This is a genomic window from Marivita sp., assembly GCF_048006345.1.
Lineage (GTDB): Bacteria > Pseudomonadota > Alphaproteobacteria > Rhodobacterales > Rhodobacteraceae > Marivita.
Genome location: NZ_CP180351.1, coordinates 601964 through 622896, shown reverse-complemented (window position 1 = coordinate 622896; position 20933 = coordinate 601964). Strand labels below are relative to the sequence as shown.

Annotated in this window: 19 protein-coding genes and 1 pseudogene; 6 read left to right on the top strand and 14 right to left on the bottom strand. The window is 59.9% G+C overall.

The annotated features are described in order from the left end of the window. Positions 1–47: 47 nt before the first annotated feature. Entirely contained in the window at positions 48–1415 is a 1368-nt protein-coding gene (locus tag ACMVPR_RS03095; protein ID WP_416881667.1) for an aspartate aminotransferase family protein, read from the bottom strand. 196 nt (positions 1416–1611) lie between these two features. Between ACMVPR_RS03095 and ACMVPR_RS03090 the strand changes: the two are divergent. Then, a pseudogene (locus ACMVPR_RS03090) lies at positions 1612–2568 on the top strand (histone deacetylase family protein). Here ACMVPR_RS03090 and ACMVPR_RS03085 read toward each other — a convergent pair. From ACMVPR_RS03085 to ACMVPR_RS03050, 8 genes are all read right to left on the bottom strand, one after another. After that, the gene (locus ACMVPR_RS03085; RefSeq protein WP_416881666.1) at positions 2565–3251 is read right to left on the bottom strand and encodes a GNAT family N-acetyltransferase; all 687 of its coding nucleotides are present in this window, start codon (positions 3249–3251) and stop codon (positions 2565–2567) included. The pseudogene ACMVPR_RS03090 and the gene ACMVPR_RS03085 sit on opposite strands and share 4 nt — an antisense overlap. Beyond that, positions 3248–4363, bottom strand: coding sequence for an o-succinylbenzoate synthase (gene menC / locus ACMVPR_RS03080; protein WP_416881665.1), 1116 nt, complete (start codon positions 4361–4363; stop codon positions 3248–3250). The genes ACMVPR_RS03085 and menC overlap by 4 nt, the downstream gene beginning before the upstream one ends. A gap of 68 nt (positions 4364–4431) precedes the next feature. Continuing rightward, entirely contained in the window at positions 4432–5118 is a 687-nt protein-coding gene (locus tag ACMVPR_RS03075; RefSeq protein WP_416881664.1) for a D-lyxose/D-mannose family sugar isomerase, read from the bottom strand. Further along, complete coding sequence (locus ACMVPR_RS03070) at positions 5115–6392, bottom strand: amylo-alpha-1,6-glucosidase (RefSeq protein WP_416881663.1); 1278 nt, start codon at positions 6390–6392, stop codon at positions 5115–5117. Before ACMVPR_RS03070 ends, ACMVPR_RS03075 begins: the two co-directional genes overlap by 4 nt. A gap of 10 nt (positions 6393–6402) precedes the next feature. Then, positions 6403–7443 carry an ABC transporter ATP-binding protein gene (locus tag ACMVPR_RS03065; protein WP_300581780.1) on the bottom strand — a complete coding sequence of 347 codons (1041 nt, stop codon included), beginning with the start codon at positions 7441–7443 and terminating at the stop codon, positions 6403–6405. A 32-nt stretch (positions 7444–7475) separates the two neighbouring features. Next, positions 7476–8315 carry a carbohydrate ABC transporter permease gene (locus tag ACMVPR_RS03060; RefSeq protein WP_300581777.1) on the bottom strand — a complete coding sequence of 280 codons (840 nt, stop codon included), beginning with the start codon at positions 8313–8315 and terminating at the stop codon, positions 7476–7478. Then, positions 8312–9157 carry a carbohydrate ABC transporter permease gene (locus tag ACMVPR_RS03055; RefSeq protein ID WP_416881662.1) on the bottom strand — a complete coding sequence of 282 codons (846 nt, stop codon included), beginning with the start codon at positions 9155–9157 and terminating at the stop codon, positions 8312–8314. The genes ACMVPR_RS03060 and ACMVPR_RS03055 overlap by 4 nt, the downstream gene beginning before the upstream one ends. Positions 9158–9258: 101 nt before the next feature. Then, entirely contained in the window at positions 9259–10527 is a 1269-nt protein-coding gene (locus tag ACMVPR_RS03050; protein ID WP_416881661.1) for an extracellular solute-binding protein, read from the bottom strand. Positions 10528–10797: 270 nt separating this feature from the next. On the opposite strand from ACMVPR_RS03050, the gene ACMVPR_RS03045 reads away from it, so the two are divergent. After that, on the top strand, positions 10798–11811 hold the full coding sequence (locus ACMVPR_RS03045) for a LacI family DNA-binding transcriptional regulator (RefSeq protein ID WP_416881660.1): 1014 nt from the start codon (positions 10798–10800) through the stop codon (positions 11809–11811). Between the two features lie 154 nt (positions 11812–11965). Here ACMVPR_RS03045 and ACMVPR_RS03040 read toward each other — a convergent pair whose 3' ends face one another. The 5 genes from ACMVPR_RS03040 to ACMVPR_RS03020 form a co-directional block, all read right to left on the bottom strand. Next, positions 11966–12778, bottom strand: coding sequence for a class II aldolase/adducin family protein (locus ACMVPR_RS03040; protein WP_416881659.1), 813 nt, complete (start codon positions 12776–12778; stop codon positions 11966–11968). Between the two features lie 71 nt (positions 12779–12849). Continuing rightward, a complete protein-coding gene (locus tag ACMVPR_RS03035) occupies positions 12850–14424 on the bottom strand; it encodes a GMC family oxidoreductase (protein WP_416881658.1) in 1575 nt (524 codons plus the stop codon). Positions 14425–14532: 108 nt separating this feature from the next. Next, positions 14533–15057, bottom strand: coding sequence for a twin-arginine translocation signal domain-containing protein (locus ACMVPR_RS03030; RefSeq protein WP_300581761.1), 525 nt, complete (start codon positions 15055–15057; stop codon positions 14533–14535). Between the two features lie 56 nt (positions 15058–15113). Continuing rightward, positions 15114–15509 carry a VOC family protein gene (locus ACMVPR_RS03025; RefSeq protein WP_416881657.1) on the bottom strand — a complete coding sequence of 132 codons (396 nt, stop codon included), beginning with the start codon at positions 15507–15509 and terminating at the stop codon, positions 15114–15116. Between the two features lie 115 nt (positions 15510–15624). Next, on the bottom strand, positions 15625–15918 hold the full coding sequence (locus ACMVPR_RS03020) for a ribbon-helix-helix domain-containing protein (RefSeq protein ID WP_416881656.1): 294 nt from the start codon (positions 15916–15918) through the stop codon (positions 15625–15627). 127 nt (positions 15919–16045) lie between these two features. Here ACMVPR_RS03020 and ACMVPR_RS03015 point away from each other — a divergent pair, with 127 nt between their 5' ends. The 4 genes from ACMVPR_RS03015 (at position 16046) to ACMVPR_RS03000 (ending at position 20933) form a co-directional block, all read left to right on the top strand. Continuing rightward, entirely contained in the window at positions 16046–16717 is a 672-nt protein-coding gene (locus tag ACMVPR_RS03015) for a GntR family transcriptional regulator (protein ID WP_416881655.1), read from the top strand. A 517-nt stretch (positions 16718–17234) separates the two neighbouring features. Next, a complete protein-coding gene (locus ACMVPR_RS03010; RefSeq protein ID WP_416881654.1) occupies positions 17235–18146 on the top strand; it encodes an alpha/beta fold hydrolase in 912 nt (303 codons plus the stop codon). 48 nt (positions 18147–18194) lie between these two features. Beyond that, positions 18195–19376, top strand: a complete 1182-nt coding sequence (locus ACMVPR_RS03005; RefSeq protein WP_416881653.1) for a substrate-binding domain-containing protein — start codon at positions 18195–18197, stop codon at positions 19374–19376. A gap of 63 nt (positions 19377–19439) precedes the next feature. Beyond that, positions 19440–20933: a sugar ABC transporter ATP-binding protein gene (locus tag ACMVPR_RS03000; RefSeq protein ID WP_416881652.1), complete on the top strand. Its 1494-nt coding sequence runs from the start codon at positions 19440–19442 to the stop codon at positions 20931–20933.

The window sequence follows — 20933 nt, the reverse complement described above, 5'->3', positions numbered from 1 at the left end:
GATCCGGATGCCCCTGACGCAAGATGTCGACAGGGGCATCGACGCGATCAGGCGGCAAGTTCCGCCGCAAACCCTTCGAGGCTCTTCTCAACAGCCGACAGAATTTCGCGGATCTGCGGCGCCTTGATGATCATTGGCGGGCAGAAGGCCATGGCATCGGTCATATTGCGCGAAATGAGTCCATTCTTGAGGAAATGGGCACCCATACCTGCACCCATCTTGCCCGGCGCAAACTCTTCGGCGCGGCCTTCGGGTGCGACGATTTCCAGCGCCGCGATAAGTCCAACACCCCGCGCCTCGCCTACCAGCGGGTGATCTACGAATTTGGCAAGACCAGCCTGCAATTCCGCACCACGCTCTGCGGCGTTTGCCACAAGATCGCGCTCTTCAATGATCTTCAGGTTTTCCAGTGCCACAGCCGCGCCCACGGGATGCGCGCCGCCGGTATAACCATGACCCAGCACACCAATGCGCCCGGCTTCATCTGCGATGGGGGCATAGACCTCTTCGGTCATCATGAAGGCGGAGAACGGGAAATAGGACGACGTGATCTGTTTCGACATGGTCATGATGTCGGGCTTGATGTTGTAGGTCTCGCAGCCGAACATCTTGCCTGTCCGACCGAAACCGCAGATCACCTCGTCGGCGATCAGCAGGATGTCGTATTTGCCCAGAACCGCCTGGATTTTCTCCCAATAGGTTTTGGGCGGGACAACCACGCCACCCGCGCCCATCACCGGTTCGGCGATGAAGGCGGCAATCGTGTCCGGCCCTTCAGCCTGGATCATCGCGTCGAGGTCTTCGGCGCAGCGGGTCGCGAACTGTTCTTCGCTCTCGCCATCACGCCCTTCACGCCAGTAATGCGGGCAGGTCGTGTGCAGGATACCGGGCAGCGGCAGGTCGAAGGATTTGTGGTTGTAGGGCAGTCCGGTCATCGAGGCCGAGGCAATCGTCACCCCGTGATAGCCCCGGATGCGCGAGATCACCTTTTTCTTTTCCGGCTTGCCCAGCGCGTTCGAACGATACCAGACCATCTTGAGGATCGTGTCATTGGCCTCGGAGCCGGAATTGGTGAAAAACACCTTGCTCATGGGCACAGGGGCGATGCTGACCAGCTTTTCCGCCAGATCAATCGCAGGCCCGTGCGAGCGGTGCGCGAAGTTGTGGTAATAGGGCAGCTTGCTCATCTGGCGGGTCGCGGCATCAATCAGACGCTGTTCGTTGAACCCGACAGCGACGCTCCAGAGGCCTGACATGCCTTCGATATATTTGTTGCCATGGGTGTCGAACACATGAACACCCTCACCCCGATCCATGATCAGCGGACCATTCTGTTCGTGCAGCCGAGGATTGGTGTAGCTGTGGAAGTGGTACGCGATATCGCGGGCTTCGTCGGAATTCGGGCGCAGGTCCATGGGGCACATCTTTCGCAATGTCGGTGAGTTTTGCGCACCAGCTAAAGGGTTCAGGACTGGCGTGGCAAGGGGGCACAGGGCATGCTAGCCCTGACAGATCGCCCCAGACCAACATGAGAGGCCGTGTGTGAAAACCTTTTTTGACGATCGCCAACTGGGCCACAAACCCGAGATCTACTATCGCGGCGGGGCGCCGATGCCGCATCCCGAGCAACCGGAACGGGCGATCCTGATCCGGGATATGCTGTTGGACAACGGGTTTACCGTTGGGAAACCGCGAGATTACGGGGTTGGGCCGATCAAGGCGGTGCATGATCCCGCCTATGTCGATTTCTTTGCCGATGCCTATGCACGGTTCCTGGCCGAAGCCCCCGAAGGCGCGATGGGTATTCCGACACGCCACCCCGGTACGCGGCGCGGGCGCTGCCCCAAGGATATCAACGGTGCGATGGGGTGGTGGATGACCGACACCTCGACACCGCTGACTGAGAATACATACGAGGCAATCTACTGGTCAGCGCAGACGGCGCTTGCTGCGGCGCAAGACGTTATGGACGGCGCACGCGCGGCTTATGGGCTGAGCCGCCCGCCGGGCCATCATGCGATGACCGATTGTTCCAACGGATTCTGTTTCTTCAACAACGCGGCCATCGCGGCGCATCACCTGCGGGGGAAGTGGGACAAGGTCGCGCTTTTGGATGTGGATGTGCATACGGGCAATGGCAGTCTTGATATCTTCTATGACCGCGACGACGTGTTCTTCTGTTCGCTGCATCCCGACCCCGCGGTCTATCCCACCTTCTATCTGGGCTATGCCGACGAGACCGGCGAAGGCGCGGGCCTTGGCTTCACTCGGAACGAGGTGCTGAACATGGGGGATGGCGAGGCCGAGGTTCTCGCCGCGCTCGACCGCGGCATCGCCGCGATTTAGGATTTCGGTGCCGAAGCGCTGGTGGTGTCGCTGGGTTTTGACATGGCAGCCGACGACCCGCTGGCCGCGGTCAATGTCTATGCGGACGGCTTTGCCGAAATGGCCTGCCGGATCGCCGCCATGGGGGTGCCGACCGTTCTGGTCCAGGAAGGCGGTTATCTTGGTCCGTCGCTGCGGAACAATGCCGAGGCTTTCCTGACCACGTTCCGCGACAGTCTTTAAGCGGTGCGCGCCAACAGGTAGCGGTTCGCATCGCGGTCGAAACCCGCGATGTGAAAGCCCTTTGCGAAGGCGGCTTCCAAGGCATCGCGGATGCGCAGCCTTTCGGAGAGCGCTTTGGCCGGGTCATCCAGGACAAGACGGGCGAAATCGGCGGGGATCGGAACGGTGTCCACGAAAGTCAACAATCCGCCTACTGGCCGCGTCAGATCCCAATCGGCCAGCAACCGGTCCGAGGGCATGCCTGCGTTGATCCCCTCCATCGCGCCGTAGTAATCGCGGTAGTAGGTGTTGGACGTTGCCCCCAGCCGGTGGATGTTCAGCACCGCATTGGCGCGCCGTGCAGGATCAAAGGTCCAGCGCACGTGGGTGATTCCGCGCTCAAGGCACCAGTCTTTCTGGTAGAGTTTCATGCGCAGCCCCAAGCCCTGCCCTTGCGCATCGGGATGCACCCCAAGACGGTGCGAATGCTGCGCGGTAGGATCGCTGCTGGGAAAGGCAAAGAGGAAGGCCAGCATCCGGTCGCCGTCAAACGCGCCCGCGACCAGCCCGCCCTCGTGCTGGATCGCCATCATCAGGTCTGCATTGTCTGCGGGATCGTCCTTGCCCCAGACGCTCCGCTGGAAATCCTCAGCCGCCTTCATCTCGGCGAGCGAGGCAAGGTCGCGCAAAACGAGGCCGGTCATGCCGTCCAGACCTCGACCAGTTCGGACACCGTCTCCAGGTAGTCCATATCGAGCGTCACCCCGATCCCCGGCCCGGATGGCACAGGCATGAGACCATCGGTTGCTTCCAGCGGTTCATTCACGATGTCCCGCGCGAAATAGCGACTGGCGCTGGAGGTGTCGCCCGGTTTGGTGAAGTTCGGCATCGTGGCGAGGTGGATGTTATGCGCCCGCCCCACCCCGCTTTCGAGCATGCCGCCACACCAGACAGGCGCACCAAACGCGGCGCACACATCATGGACCCTGCGCGCCTCGGCAATGCCGCCGACGCGGCCCACCTTGATGTTGATCACCCGCGCAGCATTCATCTGAAGTGCGATCCGCGCATCCTTGGCACTTCGGATGCTTTCATCCAGACAGATCGCGGTTTGCAGCGCCGACTGGACCTGAGCATGGTCGAGGATGTCGTCATAGGCCAAAGGCTGTTCGACATAATCGAGGTGGAACGCATCCATCGAACGCAGCGTGGCAAGGTCCGTCAGGCCGTAATCGGTGTTGGCATCCACCGTCAGTTTGATGTCGGGAAACGTGTCGCGGACGCCTTCCAGGAGTCCCAAATCATGCCCCTGTTTGATTTTCAGCTTGGTGCGCCGATAGCCTTGCGCCTGTGCCTCGGCGATCCGGTCGAGCGTGACATCGAGCGGCGCGATGCCAAGGCTCACCCCTACTTCGATCTTGTCGCGGACACCGCCAATGAGGTGGCACAGCGGCAGATCCAAAGACCGCGCCCAAAGATCCCACACCGCCATTTCCGCCACTGCCTTGGCCATCCGGTTGCCACGCCACGGGGCCAGCAGCGGGTCGATGTCGGAAGGGTTCGCGATGCGCATCCCCACCATCTTTGGCAAGATGGCGCTGCGCAACAGGTCAAGCGCGCCTGCGGTGGTTTCCTCGAGCCAATCCGGCAGCGGGTCCATCACCCCTTCGGCGATCCCGGTGATGCCATCGCCTTGCAGAATAAGAAGCGGAAAGGTCTTGTGCGTCATCGTCCCGGTGGAGATGACAAACGGGTTCAGAAGCGGCAGATTCACAAGGCGCAATTCGGCCCTGTCGATAGTGAAGGCATGGGTCATGCGTCGGTGGTAAGACAGACGGTCCTATGGCGCAATCGCCGACACGCTCGGCGGCCCATATTCGCGGTTCAGCCCAGCCAGGAGCGGTAATCGCTGACCAGCAGGTGCTTCGGGGCCACGTCCTCTTCGACATTGGCGAAGCGTCCAATCGGTTCGCGGAAAATGTTGTCGGTCTCGTCGTCGTTGACCGTTGACACCTCTCCGATCAGAACATCGCCGCCTTCGCCCCAGAACGCATGCCAGTCACCGGGCCGCAGCGTGACGCTTTCGCCCGGAGCAAGGCGCAGCTTTTCGCCGGGGCCATACTCATGACGGATGCCATCTAGCCAAACAGTGCCGCCCTTGTCCTCGGCAAAGTTTCCGTTGTCGTCGGACCCGAAAAGCTCCACCACCAGCGTGGCACCGCCACGGTTGATGATGTCTTCGGCCTTCAATGCATGGGTATGCATCGGGCTCAGCTGATCCTGCCGGGAAATCAGCAGCTTTTCTGCATAGCACATGCCGCCGCCACGTTGCAGATCGGCGAGCAGACCATTGCGCAAGGTGAACAGGAACAAGCCCATTTCGTCATAACGACCGGCCCCGTAATCGGTGATGTCCCAACCGCAGCGCGCGTCGATCACGTGCCGTGCATCGTCCTTTCGGGCCTTGAACTCTTCCGGCGTCCAATAGGCAAAGGGCGGAAGGGTAAAGCCGAATTCATGGATCATGTCGCCCGCGGCGCTCATGATTTCATTGATACGCGACCGTTTCATGCGGGAACCTCGCACGTGCTGAAGATTTCGATCACCATGGCAGCGGTCCATGTGAAATGCGCCCCACCGCAGGGTTCGGCGGTGATGGGATGGTGATACTCGGCAAAGCCGCTCTTTTCAATCAGGCGAACAGAATCCGCCAGAATCCTTTCAGCCATCGCCACTTGCCCCGCGCGTTCGAGGCCGTCAGCGATCATGTAGTTCACGATCAGCCACACCGGTCCCCGCCAATACCGCAGGCCATCGAACTCGGGCGCGGTCGGGTCGTGACTGGGGACAAGGTAGTTGCAGGCCTTGGCCAGCTTCTCGATGCGGGTGGCAAGCGCGGCCGCGCGCTCTTTGGGGATTGGCGCAAAAGCCGCAAGAATGCCCCCGATCGAGGCACTGTCGACGGGTCTGCCCGCGGCGCGGTCATAGCACTGATACTGACCAAGCGCATCGCTCCAGAGGCTGTCCATCGCAGCAATTCCCTTGTCCGCCATAGCGCGCGCCTCGGAGGCGATGTCGGACATGCCAAGCCGACCGGCCAAATCTGCCACATCCTGACAGGACCGGATCAGGATCGCATTGAACCCCGGATCCACAATCCGGAACGGCGAGGCATCGTGCAATCTGGTGTTGTCCCAGCGCAGGCTGCGGAAGGTCTGCACAAGCCAGATATAGCGTTTGTATTGCTCATCCGTCGGGCGGTGTGCGGGGTTGGCATGCGAGGTGTCGCGCCGGACAAAATCACCCACGCCATCGGTCGGCACACGTTCGAATGCATCGTCCCAGTCGACCGAATTGTCCCGACCAGATTCCCAAGGGTGCAGCAGCGCGATCAACCCGGTGCCCTGCGGGTCGCGGCACCGATAGAACCACTGATGCCACGCATGGATCTTGGGCAAAAGCGCCTTTGCTTTCTGAGTTGCCAATGCCTTGTCCGTCGCCCGGTCATGGATACGACGCACGGCAAACCCTGCAACCGGCGGCTGCGTGATGCCCGAGGTCGGCACCGGGCGTCCGGTGCCCCAGACATCAGGCCCCGGAAAATAGCCGTCATCTTCCTCGTGGAAGATGATATGCGGCACCATGCCGTCGTCCCATTGATGGGCCATCAGCGTGTCGATTTCGGTCCAGGCGCGAGGTTCGTCGAAATGCGCAAACCCAAGGGCGCTGAGCGCGGAATCCCAGTTCCACTGGAAGGGATAAAGCCCGTGTGTCGGCACCGTGTAGGTGCCGCGGTCGTTGTCGCTCAGGACCTGGCGGGCGTGTTTGATCAGTTCGTCTTTCATGTCTTTGTCCTTAGGCGACGGCAAGCGTGGTTTCGGGATCGAACCAGCGCACGCGATCAGGTTGCGGCGCCAATGTCAGCAGGTCGCCGGTTTTGACGATCGCATCGCTGTCAAGCACAGCGCGGAACATCGCACCGTCGACATCGCAGGTCACAAGCAGGTGCGCACCCAGCGGTTCGATCACCTTTGCGGTTGCGGTCAGTCCAGATGCGGCCGGGGTCATGTCTTCGGGTCGGATCGCGAATTTCAGAGCCTTGTCCGTTTTGGGTCCTTCGAAAATCTGACCAGCCACCGTCCAGCGCCCATCGCCAGCGGACGTTGCCGGCAGGAAATTCATCGGCGGATTTCCGATAAATCCCGCGACGAATTCCGCCGCCGGGTTGCGGTACACCTCGATCGGCGATGCGGCTTGCACGATCTTGCCCTTGTGCATGACGCTGATGCGGTCGGCCATCGACATGGCTTCGACCTGATCATGCGTCACATAGACGGCAGTCGTCTTGGATTCAGCCAAAACGCCCTTCAATTCGGCCCGCATTTCCATCCGCAAAAGCGCATCGAGATTGGACAGCGGTTCGTCCATCAGGATCACGTCCGGCTCCATTGCAAGCGCGCGGGCCACAGCGACGCGCTGGCGCTGACCACCGGACAATTCGCCGGAATAGCGCTTGAGCAGCATCTCGATATGCATCAGTTCCGCCACCCGTTCGACACGGCGGGTGACCTCGTCATTGGGGAGCTTCTGCATCCGCAGACCAAAGCCGATGTTTTCGAACACGGTCAGATGCGGGAAGACCGCGTAATTCTGAAACACCATGGCAATGCCGCGATCCTTGGGAGGGAGGTGATCGACACGCCGCCCACCGATCCAGACTTCGCCCGTGGTGGCGGTTTCCAGCCCGCAGATGATCCGCAGAAGGGTGGTCTTGCCGCAGCCCGATGCGCCCAGAAGCACCATGAATTCCTGATCCGCAATCGTCAGGTTGATGTCATGCAGGGCCTGATATTCGCCGAATTTCTTGGCCACGTTCTTGATCTGGATTTCAGCCATTTTTCTGGTTCCTTATTTCACGCAGCGCCGCCTCAGCGGTTGGCGATGCCCCACATGGCAAACAGGTACTTGCGCACGGCGAAGATGAAGATCAGCGCCGGCAGAACAAGGATGAAGCCGCCAGCGAATTTCAGATGGATCGGCGCTTCGCTCAGTTTGACCAGAAGGAACGCCGTCAGGGTCCGGTTCTCGATGGTCAGAACGGCCGCCGCAAAGACTTCATTCCATGAGATCACGAAGGCAAAAATCGCCGATGCCGCAATTCCGGGCAGGATCAGGGGCAGCACCACTTTCGTAAAAGCCGTCAGACGGGTGCAGCCAAGGGTCCATGCCGCTTCCTCAAGCTCCATCGGGATGCCCGAGAACAGGGAGAAGGTGATAAGAACCGCAAAAGGGATCGCCAATGTCGTGTGGACAAGCGCAAGCCCGATGATGGTGTCGTCAAGCCCGGTGCGGATGAACATCACAGCCAGCGGCAGCGCCAGAAGTGGCAGCGGGAAGGCGCGGGTCAGCAGGATCAGCAGGCGGAACAGTTCCTTACCCGGGAAATCAAAGCGTGACAGGGCATAGCCTGCCGGTGCGCCTACTGCGATGGACAGGATCATGGTCAGGCCTGCCACCATGATCGAGTTCAAGAGCGCATCAATCATGCCGTTGAAGGTCACGAAGAAGCTCAGACTGCCCATGTCGAAAGCGGGGAAGAAGGCCTTGGGGTAGCTTTGAACGTCCTCCGGAGCGCTGAGCGTGTTGATCAGCAGGAAGTAGAGCGGGACAATCACCCAGGCACACAGAAGCACAACGCTGGTGACATAAAGCCAGCGACCAGCTTTTCGGGCGTCGGGCGCTGCGACATCGGTTGCGACGGCGGTCATATCGTTGCTCCTTTCGGAACGCGCAGGGCGCGCAGGATGACCAGGGTCGCGGCAATCGAGATGCCGAGGATGATCAGTGCCATCGCTGCGGCCGCACCGCTGTTGAGCAGGTCAAACTGGTAGGCATAGGTTTCGCTCATCAGCACGGGGAAGAGCGTGCCGCCCAAAGCCGCAACGACTGCGAAGATTTCAAAGGCAAGGATGACCCGCAGCACGAGAGCCGTTTGCAGCGACGGGCGCAGAAGCGGCAGGGTGATGCGCAGGAACTGTTTCCACTTCGACGCCCCAAAGACCTCGGCTGCTTCGTAATATTCCTTGGGGATCAGGCCGATGCCCGCGACAAGGATCACCAGCATGATCGCCGTCGCCCGCCAGATCTCGGCGAGGGCGATGGCAAGGAACACGATCCACGGGTTCTGATAGGTCAGCAGGTTCGCGGGTTTGTCGATCACGCCCACCGCATCCAGCATGGAGTTCAGGAACCCGGATTGTTCGAAAATCGCCAGCCAGATGATCCCGGCGGCAAGGTCTGAAATGCCCAGTGGGATCGTCCAGACATACAGGATCAGGTCCCTGCCCTTTTGCATCCGGTTGACCATCGTTGCCATGAGAAGTGCCAAGGCAAGCTGGACGGGCACGACGGCTGCTGCCAGCAACAGAGTGTTTTGCAGGGAGATCGGGAACTTCCAGTCACTGACGACCTCGCGGAAATTCTCCATCGTGTAGCCACCGTCGACCGTGAACGCCTGATTGGCGACGAGAACGAAGGGGTACAGGAAAAAGACGCACAAGAAGAACGTGACCGGTGCGATCAGAACGTAGGGTAAGAACCGAGCGTTCATCGGAGCGCTCCTTTCTTGGCAAGGCAGGGCTGCATGGCGGGGGTATTTGGGGTCCGGGCCGCACACCACGGCCCGGACAGGTCATATGTTATGACGCGATCTTATTCGACCGGGCACGGGCCATCGGATGCGGCATCGGGTGCCCAGCACGGCGCGCCGCTTTCCTGCATGATCGCGGCCAGCTTGCCTTTCTGGTCGTCCAGAACCATGCGAATGTCCTGATTTGCCAGAACGATACGCTCGAACGTGTCGACGAAGACCTGGCTGAAATCGCCTCCCTTGTCGCCCAGACCTGCGGGCAGAAGACCCGGGTTGGCGTCAGCAGAGCCGCTCATCTTCGCCACGGCATCACCCGCGGCCTTCACGGACGGGGGCAGATCCTCGGGCAGCGCCACATCAACAACCGGGAAGAAGTTGGTGGCCCGCAGAGTGGCAATCTGGGTTGCCGGATCAAGCATGTACTTCACCAGTTCCTTGGCCGCATCCATGTCGGGTGCAGTGCGCGGGATGGCGACGCCAGCCAGAACCGGCATGAAGCCACGGCCGGTCGGACCGGCAGGTGCCGGGAAAGCGACAAAGTCATCCGGACGGTCGTTGAATGCCTGCGCCAGACGCGAGGTGTGATCAAAAACGATCCATGCGTCGCCCGACAAGAGCTGTTCCTGCATGAACGAGAAGTTGGTCGAAGCCGGGTTGGTGTGTTCCCACAGGCTCTTGAAGGCCTCCCACGCTGTCACGGCTTCGTCGGACGCAAACGTGCGCACGACGCCGTTGGTATAGGACGGGTAAAGATAGCCCTGGAAGAAGCGGTGCTTGAGACCCTTCGGACCTGCCGGGAAGCCGAACTTGGGTTCACCCACGGCCTCATGGACATTGGCCGACCATTCGATCAGCTGGTCATAGGTCAATGCGTCGATATCCGCGCCTTCAGGCAGGTATTGCAGCGCTTCCTTGTTGGCCGCCATGATGTAGCTGGCTTGCATCCAAGGGATGTACTGCATGTTGTCGGTGCCAAGTTTGGCCAGTGTGTTGAACGTGGCCGAGGCGGAGGACACACCCAGATCGTCGAGATCAACCAGATCATCGGGGTTCATTGCCGAGAAATCACCGTGCAGCGACCCGAGGACACCAATGCTGCCAGAACCCGCCTGCAATTCAGCCTGCAGGCGGGTGAGCCATGGGCCACCTTCGTTTGGCTGGTAGTCCACGCCACCCGCGAAACCCGAAAGCACCTGCTCTGTCATGGCCTGCGCTTCTTCGGCGGGACGTGCCTGCGTGGACCAGAAAAGAACGTCGGCCTGAGCGGCAACCGCAGCGCATGACATGGCTATGGCGGATGCTGCGCCGAATGTTTTTGAGAATAGGGTCATGTTTCCTCCCAGATTTTGACCTGTGGGCTGACCGGATCGGCATTGCCCGTGTCGTCTGCGCCAAGTCGGGCTTGGCTGTTTCGGCGTTGATGAGCTGACCGCAATCGGCAGCGCGAATCTCCCCCTTGATGTCGAACAATGATATATCGTTATATCATCGGTCAACCGAGAATTTTTGGAAAAAGAAGCAATAACCAGCAGTGAATATTGATTTCAAAGCGTTTTACGGGCATTTTTTGAATTATCGTTATATCAAGTCAGAGCGGATTCGTGACCCCCAAACCCACTCTCAGCACAGTCGCAAGAGAAGCCGGCGTGTCGATTCCGACCGTGAGCCAGGTCATGCGGGGCACGGGTCGCATCTCCGACGAGACCCGCGAAAAGGTGCTGAACGCCGCCCGCAAGCTGCATTATCTGCCGAATTCCCGTGCAGCCGCGATGCGGTCGGGTGAGAACCGGGAAATCGGCTTCGTGATCAATCAGCTGGGCAACCCGTTCAATGCCGAAGTGGTGGGTGGCGTCGTCGATCTGCTTGAGGCCGAAGGGTATCTTGTGTCTATCGTGGACACCCGCGACGACCGAGACCGCCAGAAACGACAGCTTGAATCCTTCATCCAACACGGGCGTGGTGGCCTGCTATGGGTGCCCGCCGTGGATACCTCGCAAGACACCTTCGACATGCTGGCCGCACAGCGCATTCCCGTCGTCACTTTCCTGCGTCATGTCCGCCGCGACCTGGATCATGTCGGCATCCGCAATACCGAGGCCACGGCCACTGCCACACGGTATCTCGCCGACCTTGGGCACCGGCACATCGCCTATCTGGGCGGGACCGACGAAACACTGGTCCGCAAGGAACGTATCGCAGGCTACAAACAGATCATGGCGGAGCGGAATCTTGGTCCCGGCCTTGTCTGGAGTTGCGAGGACAACAAGCTTGCCGGTCTGAACGCAATGGGCGCCTTGCTTCAGGCCCATCCCCAAATCACTGCGGTCGTCTGCAATGGTGACATGGTCGCGCTTGGCGCCTGCCTTTCGCTGAACCGCGCAGGGAAAAGGCCCGGAGTTGATGTCTCCGTATTCGGGTTCGACGACATTCAGGATGCAGCCGTGGCAACGCCTGCGCTGACGACCATGGCGGTGTCGCCGCACAAGCTTGGCCGCAAACTCGCGCGCGCCCTGCTGGATCGCATTGCCGATCCGGACATGCCGCCCGTCGTGTCGGAGATCTCGGCCGAGCCCATCATCCGCGACACCACTGGCGCCCCTGCCCGTTCAGCGTAGCCGTGCGGTCAAGGTAGAACCGCTGCAGGTGCGTTTTTTGGCGAAATGTCAAAAACTTACACCAGTTCTCTAAACTTTCCTTCGTGACCCCGGATGTGGTCACCGATCCCTTCGACGCGCTGTCGAGAGGCACGCGAGCATTGCAAGAGGTTCCTCAGAGCAACATGTCGGGTTGGTCGATGATCAGTTGGTTCCAGATCGTCTGGAAATGCAGCCACCCGATATAGTCGCTACCCACATGCTCGCGGCTGTAGCGCGCGCGGTCGTCGGGGATGCGGATCGGCGTGATGCCGGAGGCGGCAATGTCGAGCTGTTGCTGGCAGCAGCGTTCCAACGCGATGAACCAGAAGGCGGCCGAGTCGATGCTGTGACGGCTGGCGGTCAACAGACCGTGGTTCTGATGCAGCGCGGCTTTCACACCCTTGAAGGCTTTGGCGACGTCTGAACCCGCGTGGTTCTCCACCGCGACCTGTCCGCCCTGCTCGCCGATGACAACGTGATCTTCAAAGAAGGCACAGGCGTCCTGCGTGATAGGGTCGATGGGCCGCCCCGTCGCACACCATGCGGTGCCGTAGGTGGTGTGAGCATGGCACATGGCAATGATGTCGGGATGCTCTTCGTGCACATTCGCGTGCAGGACAAAGCCCGCGCGGTTCACAGCGTAATCGCCTTCGATCACGGTGCCTTTGTGATCGACGAGGATCAGGTTTGACAGCTTCACCTTGTCGAAATGAATGCACATCGGGTTGGTCCAGTAGAGCTCCGGCCGTTCCGGATCGCGCACGGTCAAATGCCCGGCAAAGCCGTAGTCGAACCTCTGTTGTGCAAAGGCACGGCACGCCGCGACCAGCCGCTCCTTGCGGTGCTGGCGTTCGGCTTCGATACTGTCGAATTCCGGCAGCTCGGGAAAAATCAGCCCATCCTGTTCAGGCTGATAGATCGAAACGCGGTTCCCAAGATCGAGCATGATAATGCTGCCTTCTGCAAATTGTATCAGATGGAAAAAAACGGCGCCCCCGAAAGAGCGCCGTCCATGGCTCAAAGGTTCTGCGCGCTCATTTCCCGCGCGATGTGGTCCGCTTGCCGGATCGCCAGCGCCACGATGGTCAGCGTCGGATTTTCCGCGGCCCCGGTGGTGAATTGCGAGCCATCCGAGATGAACAGGTTCGCAATGTCGTGGGTCTGACCCCACTTGTTCACCACACCGTCCCGCGCGTTTTCGGACATCCGGTTGGTGCCGAGGTTGTGCGTCGACGGATAGGGCGGCGTCGGGAAGGTGCGGGTTGCCCCAACCGCTTCGTAGATCGCCTGACCGGTTTTGTAGGCATGGTTGCGCATCGCGACATCATTGGGGTGGTCGTCGAAATGCACGTTGGCCACCGGCAAACCGTACTTGTCTTTGACGTCATGGTTGAGCGTGACGCGGTTGGTTTCCTGCGGCATGTCTTCGCCCACAATCCACATGCCTGCCATGTTCTCGTAATGATCGAGCGCGGAAGTGAACTCACGCCCCCACGCGCCGGGATCAAGGAAGGCGGCCATGAAGGGCAGACCCAGAGACAGGGTTTCAAGCTCGTACCCACCAACGAACCCGCGCGATGGGTCATGGCGTGCCTCGTCTTGGATGATGCCCGCCATCGTGGTGCCGCGCCACATCTTCACCGGCTTGTCGAAGACGCCATAGACCGACCCGGTCATGTGCCGCATGTAGTTGCGCCCCACCTGACCCGAGCTGTTGGCTAGGCCGTCCGGGAACATCGAAGACGCAGAGTTCATGAGCAGGCGCGGGCTTTCGAAGGAGTTGCCCGCGACGCAGACGATGCGCGCCTTCTGCATCTGCAGCGTGCCGTTCGCGTCATAATATTCGACGCCCGTGACCTTGCCCGCTTCGTTGTGCAGAATGCGGGCGACATGGCTTTGCGGACGCACTTCAAGGTTTCCGGTCGCCTCACCCTCGGGGATCTCGTGATAGCCAGCTGACCATTTCGCGCCCCATTTGCACCCCTGAAAGCAGAAGCCTGTCTGCTGGCACATCAACCGCGCGTTGTCGTCATTGCGCGACGTGATGGCCATGCGGCCTGTGCTGACCTCTTTGTAGCCCAGCGCCTTGGCGCCCTTTTCGAAAACGAGGTAGTTGTTGTTGCCCGGCAGGCCCGGACGATTGCCCGTACGCGTCACGTTCAGCTTGTCTTCGGCCAATGCGTACCACGGGTCCATTTCGGCCGCTTCGATCGGCCAGTCGAGCAGATTTGCCCCCTGAACCGGACCATAGGTGGTTGCGGCTTTCCACTCGTGCTCCTGAAAGCGCAAGCTGGCCCCAGCCCAGTGCTGCGTGGTGCCGCCCACGGATTTCACGATCCATGCGGGCAGACCGGAAAAATCCTTGGCCACGCGCCAGTCGCCGCTGGTGGTACGCGGATCGAGCCAGGCCAACTGGCCAAAACTTTCCCATTCATCGTTGATGAAATCCTCGGGCAGATGCCGCGCGCCAGCTTCCAAAGCCACGACGCTTATGCCCTTGCGGGCCAATTCGCTTGCCACAACACCGCCGCCGGCGCCAGTACCGATAACAACGACGACACTGTCGTCATTCAGATCAAAAGGTGCAGTCATGTGTGTTCCTCCCGGAACCGGCCATCATTGCCCCCACATCGGTCGACCCGGTCTCGTCTCCTAGCGGTCACGAGAGGTCGCCAAAGCGGGCAACGCGGCGGGTTTCGATTATAGCCAGTTGATGTCGTTGAAACCGCGATCGATGTAACCGCCCTGCGAGAAGGACTCGCCCTCGTAGCCAAAGATCGGCCAGACCGCCTTCTGGTTATAAAGACCGGTCACCAGACCGCCGCGGATTTGCTGGAAGAACGCGCTGTCTTCCATGCCGCGCAGGATGTCGACGCGGTCGCGTTCCCATCCGGTGGCGAGATAGCTGTCGAAGCCCTTGCCCTGAGCGGCCGCATTCAATGCGGCAATCCCGGCCGTGATGCCAGCCACCGCTTCGGCGCTGTCATAGCCCTTGACCGCGATCACATAGTATTCATCGGCCACCTGATCGTGCGGATAGATATCGCGCGCCATCTGGACAAGCGTGGCAAAGGTTTCTGCATCGAGATGCGTGGCTTCATAGGCCCATGCCGCATCAGGTGCGGCAAGGAACCCGGCCCCGACGACAAAGGACGCACCCGCAGCACTTGCGCGCTTGAGCAGGTCACGCCGGGTCAACCCACGCAGGCTTTCTTTCTGTGACATGAGAATTCTCCTCCCTGTTTGATGTGCACCTTTTGGAAAGGACAGGTGCGGCCTGATCACTTGAACCGTCCACCGCGTTCGAGCACCTCGATCTGGTACCCGTCCGGATCGGCGACAAAGAAGAACCGGGCGATCACCTCGCCTGCCGGCGCAAAGGACACGAGTTTGCGGGGGCTCAGGCCTTCCGCCTCGAACCGGGCATGCTCGGAGTCCAGATCGCTGACCGAGACAGCAAGGTGGCCGTAGCCGTTGCCAAGATCGTAAGGCTCGGTCTGACCCTTGTTCACGGTCAACTCGAGTTCGAACTCGGTTTCGGGATTGCTCAGATAGATCAGCGTGAAGTCCGGGAAATCGAGCCGGTCCGCGACTTTGAGGCCAAATGCCTTGTCGTAGAACGCGACCGACCGCTCCTCATCAAGAACGCGGATCATCGAATGGATTTGCTTTGCCAAGGGTGACTCCTGCGGTTGGTTTCTGTGTCCGTTCGCAGGCTAGTCCGGCCCATGGGGGGTGCGGGTAGTATGCCTGTACTACCCCGCATTTTTTCTGTCGTTCAGAGGGACAAAGTCACTCTGCCGCCATGGCGTGTACGGGCGTGGATTGGTTGATCTCCATGAATTTCAGGCAGGCGCAGCGCAGCAACGAGGTGAAGTTTTTCGGCTCGCCGCGACGTTCCAGAACTTCGGAATGTAGGGTCGAAATGAACATCGGGGTCGACACGCCGTCACGGGCAGCGATCTCATCCAAGGTTGCCCAGAACGCGTTCTCCAATCGAATCGACGTGCTCTGTCCGTTCAGGCGTAAACGCCGGGTGGTGCTTGTGTAGCGTTCGGGATCTTGTCCGGCAAAGACTTCACACATGGTTCATCCTCCCAAAAATCATGCGTTCAGCATTCAGTACGTATTTCGTATACGAAATTTTTAATTTAGTCTATGGCTTCGAAAAAAACATGCGACCAAGGTCTGGTCTGCGTGTGAAAGGATGGACATGCAGACGATAGAACAGCCCAAATCGCTGACCGAGCAAACATACGATATCCTGCTGAATGCGATCTGTTCCGGAGAGTTCGAACCGGGGGAGCGGCTCAATCAGGACGAGATCGCAGCCCGCCTGAAAGTCTCGCGACAGCCGGTGAACAGCGCGATCTCCCTGCTCAAGGCCAACGGGTTCGTGGAAGACACCGGACGCCGGGGTGTCGTGGTTTCGCGCATCAGCCCCGAGCAGTTCCTGTCGATCTACGAATTCCGCAGCGCCGTCGAACCCTTCGCGATCCGCCTCGCACATGAGCGCAAACCGGCGGATGCCGCGCAAGAGGCGGAGATGATGCTCAAACGCGGGTGGGAGGCGGTGCGATCCAACGATCCGCATCAGCAGATTGCCGTCGATTTCGAGTTCCACGAAATGATCTACACTTGGGCCGGCAACGACACCATCCAAACCACGATGCGCACCAACTGGCATCACATCCGCCGATCCATGGCGGTGGTTGTGCGCGGCGTCGTGTCGGCCGACACCTCGTGGACGGAACACAGCCGGGTGATCGAGGCCTTGATGCAAGGCGATGTCGCCCGTGCCGAAGACGAAATGAAGGCGCATATCGATCACGCCATGGCCAAGACGGTGACCCGTCTTTCAGAGGCGGAAGCGGCGCCGTCGTAAGTACCTCAGAAGGCATCGCGCACCCGAAAACTGCAGCTTTGTTCGCGCGCAGAGACCGGTTCACTTTTTGCCCGCGCCCCGTGCGAAACCAACGGACAGAATCGGTGTCACGCCTCGCAGAGTGCGGTTCACCCAGAGATTCACCCGATCGGACGATCCAGAACATATAATGATACTACATTTCAAATGTTCCTACATGTGTCGACCCGGACAATTCCCCAGGCAGAGCGCGCGCAACGCGACCGATTGAGTATCCTCCAATTTTCGAAATAATAATCTGTTTTTTTTAGATTTATTTTTTACACCTTCACATCGGGCCGCCCACCCTCGGAACACGCAAGCTGTGCGTCTGAAATTTTTATTTTGACATTTGATCCACTGTTAGAACATAAGTTCATAACCGCAGCACATGTTCAGGCGGCGTAAGGGACACGCCCAAAGCCACCCTGACTGACCGCGATCACAAAGACCCCGCAACGTGAAGAGCATGGTCAAAAGCACCTAAAGGGAGGGAAAAATGGCCGAGATTTTCGATCATACAGGCGCACCGGTGAAGCATGGGCGTGCCCGCGTGAACGGCATCCGGATGCACTATGTGACTGCCGGTCAGGGCGAACCCCTGCTGCTGGTCCATGGCACACCCAAGACCAACTACTACTGGCACAAGCTGATCCCGCTGCTGACCGAACATTTCACCGTTGTCGCCCCCGACCTGCGCGGCTTTGGCTACACCGACAAGCCCCCCGTCAGCGAAGGCTATGACAGCCGCACCAACGCGCAGGACCTCGCAGAGCTGATGACCTTCCTTGGCCATGACACGTTCCATGTGCATGGCGAAGACCGCGGCGCGGAATTTGCCTATGTGCTGGCGGCAACCGAACGCAAGCGCGTCAAGACCCTGTCTTTCTGTGAAATGCTGATGTCGAGCGAAGGTCTTGAAGAAGCGTCGTTTTTCACCCCCGACAACATCACGTCCCAGTTTCGCCAAAGCGGCGTTTGGGTCTGGCACATCCCCTTCTTCTGGATCCCCCACCTGCCCGAGATGCTGATCAACGGCAAGGAACGCGAGTTCTGGGAATTCTGGATCAAGGCTGAGACCTGGAACCCCAACGCCATCACCGAAGAGGCGATGAACGAGTGGGTCGCCTGCCTCAAGGCGCCGGGTGGTCTGCGGGGTACGCTCGAAACCTATCGCGCCGCCTTCAAGAACGCCGAGATCGTGCGCGAATTGCGCAACGAGAAACTCACCCTGCCCATCATGACCGTGGGCGCGCCGGAATTCTTTGGACCGCTGGTCGAGGAACAGATGGCACGACTGTCCAACGGCGTAGAGAAAGCCGCCGTCTTCGAGGAATGCGGTCACTCGCTTGCGCTCGAAGCGCAGGATCGCCTTGCGGCGATGCTCAAGGAATTCATGCTCGACCGCTGATCGGCGGTCACCCCCCTAACGCGAAAACTTCCATCGGAGGAGACCAAAATGAAGTTGACCCGTAGAACCCTCATGGCCACTGGCGCAACTGCTGCCATCCTTGGCCTGTCCCTGCCCGCCTTTGCGCAGGACAATATCGGCGATGTTCGTCACCCGCTGTGGTACAAGGCGCCGACAGAACGCACGCTGGAGCTGGCCAAGATCGACGATCTGTCCCAGACCGTCGTCAGCCTTGGACCGCGCGGTGAGGAAGGTGTGCTTTACACCGAGATCCAGATCACCGAAGAGCAAAAAGAAAAGATCCGTGCAGGCAACTTTACCGCAGCGATCTCAATGGGTTGGCTGGGTGACGACTGGGCCTCGCAGCAGCTTCTGGGCCTCAAGGAAACCTTTGTCGATCTGGGCATCGAAGTGGTCGCAGAAACCAATGCGAACTGGGAAGACGCACGCCAGATTTCCGACCTCGACGCGATTTCGGTACTGAAGCCCGATCTGGTGGTATCGATCCCGCTGAACACCGCGACCACCGCATCCGCGTTCCAGCGCCTTGCCGATGCCGGTTCGCAGATCGTGTTCATCGACCAGGCCGCCGACGGCATGCAGCCGGGTGAGGACTACGTGTCGGTGATCTCGTCCGACAACCTTGCCCTTGGCATGTATCTGGCTGACCTGTTGAACGACGCAGTCGGCGGCGAAGGCGATGTCGCGGCGATGTATTACGCGAACGACTTCCACGTGACCAACCTGCGCTACATCGGCTTTATCGCCCGCATGATCGCCAAGTATCCCGACCTGCAACTGGTCGCGGCGGCCGGTCATGACAACCCGAACAAGGGTCAGGAAGTGGCACAGGCCCTGCTCGCCCGTTATCCCACGCTGCAGGGTGTTTACGGGTCGTGGTCGATCCCGGCGATGGGGGCTGCCACAGCCGCGCGCATCAACGGCAAGCGTCCGGCGGACTTCAAGATCGTGAACGAGAACTTCGATCAGATCGTTGCTGCCGAGATGGCTGCCAACAGCTTCATCGCGGGTATCTCGACCCAACAGCCCTACACACAGGGCGTCACTGAGGCGAGCGCCGGTGCACTGGCGCTGATCGGCGAAAGCCTGCCCTCCTACATCTCGGTGCCGCCGGTTCGTGTGAGCCGCGACAACCTCGCCGAGGCGTATGAGAAGATCTACCGCATCCCGTTGCCGGAAACGATGCAAGCCGATCTGGCCAGCAACTGATGCAGCTTGCCGTACGCCACGCCTCCCCGTGGCGTACGGCTTGTCTGTGAGGAGGAGCACGACATGTCGACAGATGTTTTGACCATGCGGGACATCGACAAGGCGTTCAACGGCAACCCCGTGCTGCGCCATGCCGGGTTCACTCTTCGCAAGGGCGAATGCCATGCCTTGATGGGCGAAAACGGCGCGGGCAAGTCCACCCTCATGAAGATCCTGACAGGCGTCTATCAGCGGGATGCCGGCACCGTGCAGATCGACGGACAGGATGTCAGCTTTGCCGCACCCCGCGATGCAGAAGCCGCCGGGATCGCGATGATCTTTCAGGAATTCAGCCTGATCCCCACCCTGACTGTCGCCCAAAACATCTTTCTGGGTCACGAGCCGAAACGCGGCAACAATATCTTCATTCGCGACGCCGAGATGATCCGCCGTGCGCACGATATTCTTCAGGAATTCGGCGAAAACATCGACCCGCGCGCACGTGTCGAAGACCTGAGCGTTGGTGCGAAACAGATGGTCGAAATAGCCAAAGCGCTGTCCAAGAACGCCCGTATCATCGTGATGGACGAACCCACCGCTTCGCTGTCCGAAAGCGAGGTTGAGACCCTGTTTCGACTGGTGAACCAGTTGAAGACGCAAGGTATTTCCATCGTCTACATCTCGCACCGCATGGCCGAGATTTACCAGATTTGCGACCGCATCACCGCGATGCGCGACGGGCGCGACATGCTGACGGCCGACACAAGTGACGTGACAATGGAAGAGCTGATCCGCGCCATGCTTGGCTCTGACAGCACCGCCGCGTTGGATTGGGTCGCGCGCGACGTTGACATGACCGCGGCCCCTGTTCTCGAGGTTGAGAACCTGCGGGTGAACGGGTATGTCGACGATGTCAGCTTTGACGTCCGCCCCGGCGAAATCCTGGGGCTTGCCGGCCTCACCGGTTCAGGCCGCACCGAGATTGTCGAGGCCATTTTCGGCATTCGCCAGATTGACGGCGGGTCTGTCCGGATCGGCGGCCAACCCGTGCGCAACAATCGCGATGCCATTGAGGCAGGCGTCGGGCTGGTGCCCGAGGACCGCCGCACACAGGGTTTGGTTCTGGATCACAGCCTGCGGGACAACGTGATCCTGCCGAACCTTGCCCGCTTCACGCGCAACCTTTTTGTCGGGGACAAGCCCGCCCGCGCGGCATCCGACCGGCATATCGTGGACCTCAAGATCAAGTGCGAAGGCCCGGATCAGGAGGTCTACCTACTGTCCGGTGGCAACCAGCAGAAGATCGTTCTGGCCAAGTGGCTGGAGCGCAAACCCAAGGTGCTGATCCTTGATGAGCCGACCATCGGTGTCGATATCGGCGCGAAATCCGAACTGGTGCGCAAAGTGCGCGAGATCGCGGATGCAGGCACGGCGGTTGTCGTCATTTCATCCGAATTCGAAGAGCTGCTCGCGATCAGCGACCGGCTGCTCATCATCTACGATGGCAGCGTGATCGGGAACATGAACCGCAAAGACGTGCAATCTGAGGAGGCTCTGCACCATGCAGTCCAAGGCTGA